We start from the raw sequence: 13,088 nt of genomic DNA on the forward strand, positions 1-13,088 counted from the left end.
TCATGCCTAGCTCACTGCCCCGTCCGATCAACGAACTGCTTGTCCGGCGCCTCACCCCTGGCGACCTGGTCGCCTGCGCCGATCTCAGCGAAGACCGTGGCTGGCCACGCGACGAGCACAGGTGGGGCCTGCTCCTGGCCGCCGGAACCGGCTACGGCGTGGATGACCCCGATGGCAAGGGCCTGATGGCCAGCTGCGTGGTGACCTCCTACGGCAACGGGCTGGCAGCCATCGGCATGGTGCTCGTCGCGGAGCGGTATGCGCGGCAGGGAATCGCGCGGCAGCTGATGCGCCATGTGATCGCCGAGTACGGAGACATCCAGCTCAGCCTCTACGCGACGGCCACGGGGCAACCACTCTACGAACAACTCGGCTTCTCGGTCGTGGGCCACTCCCAGCGGGTCGCCGGTTACTTCCGGCCGACCGACGGCGGACCCCCTGCCGTCACCGTCCGCCCGGCCACGGCGGAGGACCTGCGAGCCATGGTTCTGCTGGACGCGGATGTCTTCGGCGCCGACCGGACCCATGTCCTCGCCCGGCTCCCCGCGTACGCCGACCGCATCCGGGTCGCGGAGGACGGGGGACGTCTCATCGGTTACGCGGCGGTCTGGCCCAGCGGCCGGACCCATGCGATCGGCCCGCTGGTCGCGCGCGACACCGCCACGGCTGAGGCGCTTGTCGCCTCACTCGCGGAGACGACGGATCTGCCGCTGCGCGTGGACATCGACGCGCGCCATACCGAGCTGCTCGACTGGTTCGAGGCACACGGTCTGCGGCCCGGCCCCACGACGGCGGTGATGACACATGGAGCCGCGGATGTACCGGGCGACTGGACCCGCCGCTACGCCCCGCTGACCGTGGCCATGGGCTGACGACACTGGCACCACTGGTCGAGGCCGTCGGAACGCCGAAGGTCCCCGCACCGGTCGCGTGAGTCGCACGGGGCCGACCCGCCCGGACCGGTCCCGTGCGCCGCCCGGATGGTCTGCGTACCCTGCCGATCATGAGTGATCTGGAGATACGCCCCGCCGCCGCCGCCGACATCCAGGCGATCGTGGCCATGCTCGCCGACGATCCGCTGGGTGCCCGGCGTGAGTCACCGGACGACCTCGCCCCGTACCGCACCGCCTTCCAGCGGCTCGCGGACGATCCGAACCAGCACCTGATGGTCGCCGTCCGCGAGGGCCGCGTTGTCGGAACCCTGCAACTGACCGTGATTCCCGGGCTCTCCCGGCGCGGCTCGACCCGCTCGGTCATCGAGGGCGTACGCATCCACGCCGATGAGCGCGGCAGCGGCCTCGGCACCCTGCTGATCGAATGGGCCGTGGACGAATCGCGGCGGCAGGACTGCCAGTTGGTCCAGCTGACGTCGGATGCGACCCGGACCGATGCCCATCGCTTCTATGAGCGGCTCGGATTCACCGCCAGCCATGTGGGCTTCAAGCTCGCGCTCTGATCGCGTTTCGGAATCCTGGAGGGGGTCGCCCCTGCACCGCATTGGCGACTTCCCCGGCAGTCCGACGCGGGCCGGGATGCTTCCGTCGCAGTCGAGGCAGAGGCATCCCGGTTCGCGTAATGGTGGGTCAGGCACGGATCACTGCGCGCTTACGTACCCGGCTGGAACGGGAGTCGACGGCCTGAGCCGACCCGCTCCCTCCCGTTGTTTCACGTGAAACGTGAAGCTCAGCCTTCCAGCCCCCGCCAGCCGCCCTCGTCCACTCCACCAGGAACGGCTGCCGCCGGGTCGTACGGCTCCCGCGTGAAGACGAACGACCCCAGATCGAGGTGATTCACGCTGCCGTCGCTGTTACGGACCACGCGCAGCGTCTCCCCCGCGTAGTAGCCGTCGAGGCCGATCCAGGTGCCATCGGGCTGTGCGGTGAACCTGGCGCCGCGGCCGGCGCCCTGCAGGGGTCCAAGCTCCAGCCCGCCATCCGGGGCCATCCGCAGGACGTTCGAGCGCGTGCCCCAGTACCAGGGACCGGTCAGCGCCAGCAGTTCCGCGTCCGCCTCCGGCAACGGGCGCCAGGGCTCAGGAATACGGGGCTCGGACTCGGCCACGATGTCCACCAGGTCGGCTGCGACACCACCGACCATCAGCCCCGCCGTCGTGTTGGTGAGCGTTACGACCGCCACATCGTCCTCGACGCTGATCCACAGGGCAGCCAGGAATCCGGGCAGCGAGCCCGTATGACCGATGAGGGTGCGGCGGCCGCTCCGCACCACCTGAAGACCCAGACCGTAGTTGGACTGCCACTCACCGGGCTCGGAAGGTGCGGACGGTACGCGCATCTGCTTCACGGAGGCAACACGGAGCACCCGGTCGTCCCCCTCGGCCAGGAAGGCCGCGAAGCGCAGGAGGTCATCGGTCGTGGACCAGAGCTGGCCGGCCGGGGCCATCAGCCCGAGATCCTCCGCCGGTTCGGGCAGCATGACATCGGCCCAGGGATGCACGGCCCAGCCGCCCGCGTGCGGAGCCTGCGGGTGGGACCCGGTGCGGTGCATGGAGAGCGGCTCCAGGATCTCGCGCCGCAGCGCCTCCGCCCAGCTCACCCCGCGCACCTTCTCGACCAACGCGCCCAGCAGCGTGTAGCCGGGGTTCGAGTAGTGGTGACGTTGCCCCGGGCTGTGCATCCGGGTCTGCTCACCGAGCACATCGGCCAACTCGGGCCGCAGCGTGCCCGGCGTCCTCTCCCACCAGGGCGCGGGCGCCTCGGCACCGAGTCCAGCACTGTGCCCCAGAAGTTGATGGATCGTCACCTCGCCGACTCCGGTGCCGGGCAGATGCTTCTCCAGCGGATCTTCCAGGCCCAGAAGGCCCTCGTCGCGCAGGCGCAGCACCAGCACCGCGGTGAAGGTCTTGGTGAGAGAGCCGATCCTGAACTGTGTGTCGCCGTCGGGGGCATGGCCGTCCACGCAACTGCGGGCACCGCTCCAGACGGTCCGCCCCTGCCTCCGCACCGCGGCAACGAGCGAGGGCGCCCGGCCCTCCGACTGAGCGGTGGCGATGCGGTGCAGCAGGGCACGCTGCGTCCCCGGTAGCAACTGTTCGGGTGAGTAGGTCATGCTCAAACAACTACCCGCAGAATCAAGCGGTGGCGAGCCCATTTCCCCGCGTCCGGACCGCGCCGCACCGCGCCGGACCACCCCGGCCGTCCCCGGCCTGTCCCCGGGGCCTTCGACGATGCCGATCAGGTCTGTGCCATGTCCACGAAGCGCGAGTAGTGGCCCTGGAAGGCGACGGTGATCGTTGCCGTCGGACCGTTACGGTGCTTGGCCACGATCAGGTCGGCCTCACCGGCGCGGGGGGACTCCTTCTCGTACGCGTCCTCGCGGTGCAGCAGGATCACCATGTCGGCGTCCTGCTCGATGGATCCGGATTCACGCAGGTCGGAGACCATCGGCTTCTTGTCGGTGCGCTGTTCGGGACCACGGTTCAGCTGGGAGAGCGCGATGACCGGAAGCTGAAGCTCCTTGGCCAGCAGCTTGAGGTTTCGGGACATGTCCGAGACTTCCTGCTGGCGGCTCTCGGCACGCTTGGATCCGCCGGACTGCATCAGCTGTAGATAGTCGATGACCACGAGCTTGAGGTCGTTGCGCTGCTTGAGACGGCGGCACTTGGCCCGGATCTCCATCATGGAGAGGTTCGGGGAGTCGTCGATGTAGAGCGGGGCGGCCGAAACATCGGGCATCCGGCGGGCCAGCCGCGTCCAGTCCTCGTCGGTCATGGTGCCGGAACGCATGTGGTGCAGCGCTACCCGGGCCTCGGCGGAGAGCAGACGCATCGCGATCTCGTTGCGCCCCATTTCGAGGGAGAAGATCACGCTGGGCAGATTGCTCTTGATCGAACAAGCCCGCGCGAAGTCGAGGGCCAGAGTGGACTTACCCATGGCGGGACGGGCCGCGATGACGACCATCTGGCCCGGGTGCAGACCGTTCGTCAGGGCATCGAGGTCGGTGAAACCGGTCGGCACACCGGTCATCTCGCCGCTGCGCGAACCGATCGCCTCGATCTCGTCGAGCGCGCCCTCCATGATGTCGCCGAGCGGCAGGTAGTCCTCGCTGGTGCGCTGCTCGGTGACCGCGTAGATCTCGGCCTGCGCGGAGTTCACGATGTCGTCGACATCGCCGTCCGCCGCGTATCCCATCTGCGTGATCTTCGTGCCGGCTTCGACGAGCCGCCTCAGGACCGCCCGCTCGTGGACGATCTCCGCGTAGTACGAAGCGTTGGCCGCGGTCGGCACGGACTGGACGAGGGTGTGCAGATACGGTGCCCCGCCCACCTTGGTGATCTCGCCGCGCTTGACCAGCTCGGCCGCCACCGTGATCGGGTCGGCCGGCTCGCCCTTGGCGTAGAGGTCGAGGATCGCCTGGTAGACGGTCTCGTGCGCGGGGCGGTAGAAGTCGTGGCCCTTGATGATCTCCACGACATCGGCGATGGCGTCCTTGGACAGGAGCATGCCACCGAGAACCGACTGCTCGGCATCGAGGTCCTGGGGCGGAACCCGCTCGAAACCGGGTGAGCCACCCTCCCAGTCGCCGCCTTCCCTGCCGCGTTCGTGCTGCTCGCCGCGGTTCCTGCCTTCACCGCGGCGCTGCCGGGAAACGGGCAGACGGTCGCTGGGACCGGTCTCGGCCCAGGGGTCGTCCAAAGGCTCGGGAATGCTCACCGGGCCACCTCCTCCCGTCCGCTCCGCGGACCTCGCCATGCCACTCTTTCTTACGGCACAGCACCGACAAACAAGACGCCCGACTCCGGTTCCGGCGCGTCGAGTTCTGAGTGGTTCCGAGTCCGGAACGGGGTGCGGGCGCCGGTCCACGGTAGGCCGCTCGGCACCGTCAGCCAATCTGGTTATCCACAGGGCATGTGGACGACCGACCAGATGCTGTGGAGAACTCTGCGGAACCTGTGCACGGAGCGGGGGACAGCACTGTGGACAAACTCATAACACCCACACCATCAGCGCTCTGACCTGGCGTTTCCCCATCCACGGCCTGTGGGGGAGAAAAACTTTCCGAGTCAGCACAAGATCACGACAAACGGCACACCGGAGAACGCCGAACCTGAGCAAATGTAAGGGATGATCAGGCATTGCATCCATTACCTGTGGAAGATTAGATTGGCCCCCATGACCCAGGCCCCGGCGTCCCCGCCGCACAGTCGTCGACGGCACGACCGCGAGATCATCTCGCTCGCCGTTCCTGCCTTCGGCGCGCTCGTCGCCGAGCCGCTCTTCGTGATGGTCGACAGCGCCATCGTCGGCCATCTCGGCACCCCGCAGCTGGCCGGCCTGGCCGTCGCCGCCGCCCTGCTGACCACCGCCGTCAGCATCTTCGTCTTCCTCGCCTACGCCACCACCGCGGCAGTGGCACGACGGGTCGGAGCGGGCGACCTGGCCTCCGCGATCCGGCAGGGGATGGACGGCATCTGGCTGGCGGTCCTGCTGGGCGTCGCCGTCATCGCCATCACTCTCCCCACGGCCCCCTTGCTGGTGGACGTCTTCGGCGCCTCCGACACGGCGGCCCCCTATGCGACCACGTATCTGCGGATCTCCAGCCTCGGCATCCCGGCCATGCTCGTGGTGATGGCCGCGACCGGCGTTCTCCGCGGCCTGCAGGACACCAGAACCCCGCTCTACGTCGCCATAGGCGGCTTCGCGGCCAACGGAGCCCTCAACGCGGGACTGGTCTACGGCGCCGGACTCGGGATCGCCGGATCGGCCTGGGGCACCGTGATCGCGCAGGTCTCGATGGCCGTCGCCTATCTGGTCGTGGTGGTACGGGGAGCCCGACGGCACGGCGCCTCGCTGCGCCCCGACGCGGCAGGCATCAGGGCCAGCGCCCAGGCCGGCGTTCCGCTGCTGGTCCGTACGCTGTCGCTCCGTGCCGTACTGATGATCGCCACCGCCGTCGCCGCCCGTCTCGGCGACACCGAGATCGCAGCGCACCAGATCATCCTCTCCCTCTGGAGCCTGATGGCCTTCGCTCTCGACGCCATCGCCATTGCCGGTCAGGCGATCATCGGCCGCTACCTGGGAGCCGACGACGCGAAGGGCGCACGTGAGGCATGCCGTCGCATGGTGCAGTGGGGCATCGTCTCCGGGGTGGTGTTCGGGGCGTTGATCGTCCTTGCCCGGCCACTGTTCGTGCCCCTGTTCACCGGCGACCAGGCCGTGCAGGACACCCTGCTCCCGGCGCTGCTGGTGGTGGCGCTGTCCCAGCCGATCGCGGGTGTGGTCTTCGTCCTGGACGGAGTGCTGATGGGCGCCGGTGACGGACGGTACCTGGCCTGGGCCATGCTCGTCACGCTCGCGGTCTTCGCCCCGGTCGCCCTGCTGGTGCCGGTGATCGGTGGCGGCCTGACGGCGCTGTGGTGGGCGATGACGCTGATGATGACGGTACGCATGGTGACGCTCTGGCTGCGTACCCGCTCCGGCAAGTGGGTCATCACCGGGGCCACCCGCTGAGCCACCGACCATGGCCCCGTTTCACGTGAAACCGCGAAACCGCGAGACCGGAGAGCCCCGCGAGACCGCGAGACCGAAAGCATGACGAAGGGCCGCACCCCGGGGGGTGCGGCCCTTCAGCTGCTCAGGTGAGCTGTGCCCTTAGGCAGCAACGACCTCGACGCCGAGGTTCGCAGCGACCTCGGGGTGCAGACGCACGGACACCTGGTGTCCGCCGAGCGTCTTGATCGGCGAGCCGAGCTCGACGCGACGCTTGTCGACGTCGGGGCCACCGGCGGCCTTGATCGCCGAGGCGATGTCGGCCGGGGTCACGGAGCCGAAGAGACGGCCGGCGTCGCCGGAGCGAACGGCCAGACGGACCTTGACGGCCTCAAGCTTGGCCTTGATCTCGTTGGCCTGCTCGATCGTGGCGATCTCGTGGATCTTGCGGGCGCGGCGGATCTGCGCCACGTCCTTCTCGCCACCCTTGGTCCAGCGGATGGCAAAGCCACGCGGAACCAGGTAGTTACGGGCGTACCCGTCCTTGACGTCGACGACGTCGCCCGCAGCACCGAGGCCGGAGACCTCGTGGGTGAGGATGATCTTCATGATTCGGTCACCCTTCCCTTATCGCGCGGTGGACGTGTAGGGCAGCAGCGCCATCTCACGGCTGTTCTTGACTGCCGTGGCGACGTCACGCTGGTGCTGCGTGCAGTTGCCGGTGACGCGGCGGGCACGGATCTTGCCGCGGTCGGAAATGAACTTCCGCAGCATGTTCGTGTCCTTGTAGTCCACGTACTGGGTCTTGTCCTTGCAGAAAGCGCAGACCTTCTTCTTAGGCTTGCGCACAGGCGGCTTCGCCATGGTGTTTCTCCTGTGTGATCAAGAAGTGGGGGTACGAGCTGCCCTAGAAGGGAGGCTCGTCCGAGTAGCCGCCGCCGGAGCCGCCGGAGCTTCCGCCCCAGCCGCCTCCGCCGCCCTGCTGGCCCCCGCCCTGCTGGCCGCCGGAGGGCGCGCTCGTGGCCCACGGGTCGTCGGCGGGAGCGCCGCCACCACCCTGCTGGCCACCACCGGGACCGCCGCCCCAGTTGCCGCCGCCCTGCTGGCCACCGCCGTATCCACCCTGGCCGCCCTGACCACCGCGACCGGTGGTCTTGGTGACCTTGGCCGTGGCGTTCTTCAGGCTGGGGCCGACTTCCTCGACATCCAGCTCGTAGACCGTGCGCTTGACGCCCTCGCGGTCTTCGTACGACCGCTGCTTCAGCCGGCCCTGCACGACAACGCGCATGCCTCGCTGGAGCGACTCGGCGACGTTCTCCGCCGCCTGCCGCCAGACCGAGCAGGTGAGGAACAGGCCTTCGCCGTCCTTCCACTCATTGGTCTGCCGGTCGAAGATGCGGGGAGTGGACGCGACACGGAACTTCGCGACCGCCGCACCGGACGGGGTGAAGCGCAGCTCGGGGTCGTCGACGAGATTGCCGACGACCGTGATGACGGTCTCGCCTGCCATGGATGAACCTCTCGGCGGGGATTGCTTCTGGCTGCTTGCTGCTACTCGAACCCGATGACCACTGAGCTAGATGCTCAGTGGGACTCGGGACGGAGGACCTTGGTCCGGAGGACCGACTCGTTCAGGTTCATCTGGCGGTCGAGCTCCTTGACGACCGCAGGCTCGGCCTGCAGGTCGATGACCGAGTAGATGCCCTCGGGCTTCTTCTTGATCTCGTAAGCGAGACGACGACGGCCCCAGGTGTCGACCTTCTCGACCTTTCCGTTGCCCTCACGGACGACGGAGAGGAAGTTCTCGATCAGCGGGGAGACAGCGCGCTCCTCGAGATCGGGGTCGAGGATGACCATCACCTCGTAGTGACGCATGTGGAACCCACCTCCTTTGGACTCAGCGGCCACGGTCGTTCCGTGGCAGGAGGGTCGTGATGCGTGAGCATCGGTGTCTCCGAGTAGAACAGCCGCCACTGACAACGTCCTCTGCGGAGAGGGGTTGCTGTGCTGGCCTGGGCAGACACCGGTGCAGACCGTACAGAGTACCCGCAGACCGGCCTCCGGTTGAAATCCGGTGGTCAGGAGACGCAATCTGGACACATCGGGTGTGAGCGGCGCCACCACGCGCCCCATTCGGCCAGGAGGTACTCCATGGCACAGGCAACACGACCCCGTCCCCCCGTCTCCCTGCTCGCCACGGACGGCAAGCCCCATCCGCTCCAGGAGACCCTGGTGGCGGTGACGCTGGTCCTCGGCTTGCTCGCCTTCGTGACGGCGATGTTCCACAACCTGCATCTGATCAGTTCGTGGGCCGGACTCATCGGGATCCTCACAGGCGCGTACGGCCAGTACATCTCGGTGACCACGCGCGAGCGGTTCCCGCTGATCGTCGGCATGGGCGCGGCCGCCATCGGCTTCTTCCTGGGCATGGCACACGGCGGCCTCTTCGGCGGCGTGGTGGGCTGACCCGGCACAGTCGCAACCGGAAGGGGAACGGCGCGGGAACCACACAGGGTCCTCGCGCCGTTCCCCGTACGAGGAACCCCGCGACCCGGGTCGCGACGGCGGCGGAACGGCTGGTCCCCATAGGGCCAGACGGCGTACTCGTCGGCCACAGTAGGCTTCGGCGCGAGAGCCGGAGCCCCTGACCGATGGGGACACACCTGCCGAGGAGCGCCCCGCATGAGCCTGACCCTGAGGACCATCAGCCGAGAGCAGCATCTGGCATACATCCAGAACCTGCCTGCGGCGAGTCACATGCAGGTCCCGGCATGGGCGGACGTGAAGGCCGAGTGGCGCTCGGAGAGCCTCGGCTGGTTCGACAAGACCGGACAGCTCGTCGGCGCCGGACTGGTGCTCTACCGGCAGCTGCCCAAGATCAAGCGCTACCTCGCCTATCTGCCCGAGGGCCCGGTCATCAACTGGTACGCCCCGAATCTGGACGACTGGCTGCGTCCGATGCTGGCCCACCTCAAGCAGCAGGGTGCCTTCTCCGTGAAGATGGGCCCGCCGGTCATCATCCGCCGCTGGGACGCCGCCGCCATCAAGTCGGGCATCCAGGACCCGGAGGTGAAGCGGCTGCGCGATGTCGAGGCCACCCACATCGAGCCGCGCGCCTTCGAAGTGGCGGACCGGCTGCGGAAGATGGGCTGGCAGCAGGGCGAGGACGGCGGCGCCGGATTCGGTGACGTACAGCCCCGCTACGTCTTCCAGGTGCCGCTGGCCAACCGCTCGCTCGAAGACGTCCACAAGGGCTTCAACCAGCTGTGGCGACGCAACATCAAGAAGGCCGAGAAGGCCGGCGTCGAGGTCGTCCAGGGCAGCTACGCCGAGCTCGACGAGTGGCAGCGGCTGTACGAGATCACGGCGGAGCGCGACCACTTCCGGCCGCGTCCGCTGGGCTACTTCCAGCGCATGTGGACGGCCCTCAACAACGAGGACCCCAACCGGATGCGGCTGTACTTCGCCCGGCACGAGGGCGAGAACGTCGCGGCCGCGACCATGCTGATCGTCGGCGGGCACGTCTGGTACTCCTACGGCGCCTCCGCCAACCACAAGCGCGAGGTCCGGCCCTCGAACGCGATGCAGTGGCGGATGCTGCGCGACGCGTACGCCATGGGCGCCACCGTCTACGACCTGCGCGGCATCTCCGACTCGCTGGACGAGACCGACCACCTCTTCGGTCTGATCCAGTTCAAGGTCGGCACCGGCGGCCAGGCCGCCGAGTACCTCGGCGAGTGGGACTTCCCGCTCAACAAGCTGCTGCACAAGGCGCTCGACATCTACATGTCGCGTCGCTGACCCACGCCGCCGACCCGCGTCGCGCCGTACGTGGCGCCCCGCTGTTACGCGTCGCCCCGCTGACGAATCCGGCTTCATTGGTTTCAATGGGGCTTCGGCTTCACACACCTCCCACACAGCAGCCACCAGAAGGGTTCCGGACCGGCCATGGCGCTCTCCCTCTACGTCGACACCGCGCGCTGGCGGGCGCACCAGAAATCCGTCCTCGACCAGTTCCCCGGCCTCGTACCGGTCTGCAAGGGCAACGGATACGGCTTCGGCCACGAACGGCTGGCCGACGAGGCCATCCGTTTCGGCTCCGACATGCTCGCCGTCGGAACCACCTACGAGGCGGCCCGCATCAAGGACTGGTTCAGCGGCGACCTGCTGGTCCTCACGCCGTTCCGCCGGGGCGAGGAGCCGGTGCCACTGCCCGACCGCGTGATCCGGTCCGTGTCCTCCGTGGACGGCGTGCACGCCCTGGTGGGCGCACGGGTCGTCATCGAGTGCATGAGCTCGATGAAGCGCCACGGCGTCAAGGAGGAGGAGCTCGGGCAGCTGCACGCCGCCATCGAGGACGTACGGCTCGAAGGCTTCGCCCTGCACCTGCCGCTGGACCGCACGGACGGCTCTGACGCGGTCGAGGAGGTCATCGGCTGGATGGACCGGCTGCGCGCGGCCCGGCTGCCGCTGCACACCATGTTCGTCAGCCATCTGCGCGCCGAGGAGCTGGGCCGGCTCCAGCAGCAGTTCCCGCAGACCCGCTTCCGCGCCCGCATCGGTACCCGGCTGTGGCTCGGCGACCACGAGGCGACGGAGTACCGGGGCGCCGTCCTGGACGTCACGCGCGTCGCCAAGGGCGACCGCTTCGGCTATCGCCAGCAGAAGGCCGCCTCGGAGGGCTGGCTGGTGGTCGTCGCCGGCGGTACGTCGCACGGCGTGGGCCTGGAGGCCCCGAAGGCCCTGCACGGCGTGATGCCGCGCGCCAAGGGGGTCGCCCGCGCGGGCCTGGCCACGGTCAACCGCAACCTGTCGCCGTTCGTCTGGGCGGGCAAGCAGCGCTGGTTCGCCGAGCCGCCGCACATGCAGGTCTCGATCCTGTTCGTCCCGTCGGACGCCCAGGAGCCGAAGGTCGGCGACGAGCTGGTGGCCCATCTGCGCCACACGACCACCCAGTTCGACCGCCTCGTCGACCGCTAGGGCACGTCCGGCGGATCAGGGCCGGACAGGCCCCAGGAAGGCAGCCGGGTCCCTCCGGGCGGGAGCGACCCGGCTCTCAGAGCCTGTCGGGCGACAGGCTCTCAGTCGGCCACCGGTCCGCGCGCCGCGCCCCATTCCACCCGTGGCCCTTCCACCGCCGGGTGGGCATCGCGCACCGGATGCGCCGCCCTCCCCAGCACGAACGCGTCCGGGGCCCCGTCGAGCACCCCGCCGGACGGATCGTCCGACCCGTCGCGCCGTACGACGTCCCGCTCCGGCATGAGGATGTCCCGTACGACCACGGCGCAGAGGTACAACGTGCCCAGCAGATGCAGGGCGATCGCCAGCTGGTACCCCTCCGTGGGCAGCCCCTGGTGCTTGTCCCCGCTCGTCGTGTACGCGAGGTACATCCAGATCCCCAGGAAGTACATGACCTCGCACGCCTGCCAGATCAGGAAGTCGCGCCAGCGCGGCCGGGCCAGGGCGGCCAGGGGGATCAGCCACAGCACGTACTGCGGCGAGTAGACCTTGTTGACGAGGATGAACGCCGCGACGACGAGAAAGGCGAGCTGGGCGAAGCGCGGCCGACGCGGCGCCATCAGGGTCAGTGCGCCGATCGCCGCGCACAGCAGGACCGTCGTCAGGGTCGAGACGGTGTTGACGGTCGAGACCTCGATGCTCTCGCCGGTCCGCTGGGTGATGATCAGCCAGAAGGAGCCGAAGTCGATGCCTCGTTCCTCGCTGAACGTGTAGAACTTCTTCCAGCCCTCGGGTGCGAGGGCCATCACCGGCAGGTTCACCACCAGCCAGGACACCGCCGCCCCGAGCGTCGCCATGCCGAACTCCCGCCACTTGCCCGCCCGCCAGCACAGGACGAACACAGGCCCCAGCAGGAATACGGGATAGAGCTTGGCGGCCGTGGCGAGCCCGATGAGGATGCCGAACGCCAGCACCCGTCCCCGGGACCACATGAGCATCGCTGCGGCCGTCAGCGCGACGGCCAGCAGGTCCCAGTTGATCGTCGCGGTGAGCGCGAAGGCCGGCGCGAGGGCGACCAGCAGTCCGTCCCAGGGGCGGCGCCGGTGCGTACGGGCGACGCAGACGGCGATGATCACGGCGCAGATCATCAGCATGCCCGCGTTGACCATCCAGTACATCTGCTCGCGGTGCTGGATGGATCCGCCCGGCGTCAGCCAGGCGGCGACCTGCATGAACACACCCGTCAGGACGGGGTACTCCAGGAACTGCATGTCGCCGGGCAGCCGGTCGAAGTACGGCACCAGCCCGTCGGAGAAGCCCCGGGCGGCGAAGAGATGCGGGATGTCCGAGTAACAGGCGTGCGTGTACTGCGAACCCGCGCCCCGGAACCACGCCCAGTTGTAGCAGGGCAGCTTCTGCACCATGCCCAGCGCGAACATCCCGAGAGCCACCAGGGCGATGGCGCCCACGGGCGTGAGCGCCGTGCTGCCGAGCCGTGTCCAGCGCCCCGACCGACCGCCGATCAGCTCGCTGCCGGCCGCGGCCACCTCGTCCTGGTGGGTGGGCCGTACGACCGACCGTTCCTCGGGCTGGTGCACACTCGTGTCTTCTGCGCTTGGCATGCCGCTCATCCTGCCGTACCGGACTGTGGGAACGACGAGGGCCGCCGCACCGTGTGGTGCG

13 protein-coding genes are annotated in these 13,088 nt (G+C 68.7%); 6 read left to right on the forward strand and 7 right to left on the reverse strand.

The genetic code is table 11. The features are described from left to right. Window positions 1–2 precede the first annotated feature (2 nt). Together ACFYY1_RS12075 and ACFYY1_RS12080 are read left to right on the forward strand one after the other, a co-directional pair. Window positions 3–872 (forward strand): GNAT family N-acetyltransferase, encoded by an 870-nt coding sequence (locus tag ACFYY1_RS12075; RefSeq protein WP_388583718.1) that lies wholly within the window; start codon window positions 3–5, stop codon window positions 870–872. A 131-nt stretch (window positions 873–1,003) separates the two neighbouring features. Beyond that, the gene (locus ACFYY1_RS12080) at window positions 1,004–1,456 is read left to right on the forward strand and encodes a GNAT family N-acetyltransferase (RefSeq protein WP_388583720.1); all 453 of its coding nucleotides are present in this window, start codon (window positions 1,004–1,006) and stop codon (window positions 1,454–1,456) included. Between the two features lie 227 nt (window positions 1,457–1,683). On the opposite strand, the gene ACFYY1_RS12085 is transcribed toward ACFYY1_RS12080, so the two are convergent. Next, window positions 1,684–3,066, reverse strand: a complete 1,383-nt coding sequence (locus ACFYY1_RS12085) for a serine hydrolase domain-containing protein (RefSeq protein WP_388583722.1) — start codon at window positions 3,064–3,066, stop codon at window positions 1,684–1,686. Window positions 3,067–3,191: 125 nt separating this feature from the next. Continuing rightward, a complete protein-coding gene (dnaB, locus tag ACFYY1_RS12090) occupies window positions 3,192–4,670 on the reverse strand; it encodes a replicative DNA helicase (RefSeq protein ID WP_388583724.1) in 1,479 nt (492 codons plus the stop codon). A gap of 459 nt (window positions 4,671–5,129) precedes the next feature. Here dnaB and ACFYY1_RS12095 point away from each other — a divergent pair, with 459 nt between their 5' ends. Then, window positions 5,130–6,467 carry an MATE family efflux transporter gene (locus ACFYY1_RS12095; RefSeq protein WP_388583725.1) on the forward strand — a complete coding sequence of 446 codons (1,338 nt, stop codon included), beginning with the start codon at window positions 5,130–5,132 and terminating at the stop codon, window positions 6,465–6,467. Between the two features lie 141 nt (window positions 6,468–6,608). Here ACFYY1_RS12095 and rplI read toward each other — a convergent pair whose 3' ends face one another. The 4 genes from rplI to rpsF form a co-directional block, all read right to left on the reverse strand. Continuing rightward, complete coding sequence (rplI, locus tag ACFYY1_RS12100; RefSeq protein ID WP_266731309.1) at window positions 6,609–7,055, reverse strand: 50S ribosomal protein L9; 447 nt, start codon at window positions 7,053–7,055, stop codon at window positions 6,609–6,611. An 18-nt stretch (window positions 7,056–7,073) separates the two neighbouring features. Continuing rightward, on the reverse strand, window positions 7,074–7,310 hold the full coding sequence (gene rpsR, locus ACFYY1_RS12105) for a 30S ribosomal protein S18 (protein WP_003967857.1): 237 nt from the start codon (window positions 7,308–7,310) through the stop codon (window positions 7,074–7,076). A 43-nt stretch (window positions 7,311–7,353) separates the two neighbouring features. Further along, complete coding sequence (locus ACFYY1_RS12110; protein ID WP_329820054.1) at window positions 7,354–7,956, reverse strand: single-stranded DNA-binding protein; 603 nt, start codon at window positions 7,954–7,956, stop codon at window positions 7,354–7,356. A 74-nt stretch (window positions 7,957–8,030) separates the two neighbouring features. Beyond that, a complete protein-coding gene (gene rpsF / locus ACFYY1_RS12115; RefSeq protein WP_072487610.1) occupies window positions 8,031–8,321 on the reverse strand; it encodes a 30S ribosomal protein S6 in 291 nt (96 codons plus the stop codon). A gap of 276 nt (window positions 8,322–8,597) precedes the next feature. Here rpsF and ACFYY1_RS12120 point away from each other — a divergent pair, with 276 nt between their 5' ends. The 3 genes from ACFYY1_RS12120 to ACFYY1_RS12130 all read left to right on the forward strand — a co-directional run bounded on the left by ACFYY1_RS12120 (window position 8,598) and on the right by ACFYY1_RS12130 (window position 11,426). Beyond that, window positions 8,598–8,912, forward strand: a complete 315-nt coding sequence (locus ACFYY1_RS12120; RefSeq protein ID WP_388583727.1) for a hypothetical protein — start codon at window positions 8,598–8,600, stop codon at window positions 8,910–8,912. Between the two features lie 216 nt (window positions 8,913–9,128). Continuing rightward, on the forward strand, window positions 9,129–10,247 hold the full coding sequence (locus tag ACFYY1_RS12125; RefSeq protein WP_388583729.1) for a lipid II:glycine glycyltransferase FemX: 1,119 nt from the start codon (window positions 9,129–9,131) through the stop codon (window positions 10,245–10,247). Between the two features lie 147 nt (window positions 10,248–10,394). After that, a complete protein-coding gene (locus ACFYY1_RS12130) occupies window positions 10,395–11,426 on the forward strand; it encodes an alanine racemase (RefSeq protein WP_388583731.1) in 1,032 nt (343 codons plus the stop codon). A 101-nt stretch (window positions 11,427–11,527) separates the two neighbouring features. Here the strand turns inward: ACFYY1_RS12130 and ACFYY1_RS12135 are convergent, their stop codons facing one another. Then, the gene (locus tag ACFYY1_RS12135) at window positions 11,528–13,027 is read right to left on the reverse strand and encodes a glycosyltransferase family 87 protein (protein WP_388583733.1); all 1,500 of its coding nucleotides are present in this window, start codon (window positions 13,025–13,027) and stop codon (window positions 11,528–11,530) included. Between the last annotated feature and the right edge of the window lie 61 nt (window positions 13,028–13,088).

The sequence above is a fragment of the Streptomyces sp. NPDC001890 genome (assembly GCF_042891445.1).
Classification (GTDB): domain Bacteria; phylum Actinomycetota; class Actinomycetes; order Streptomycetales; family Streptomycetaceae; genus Streptomyces.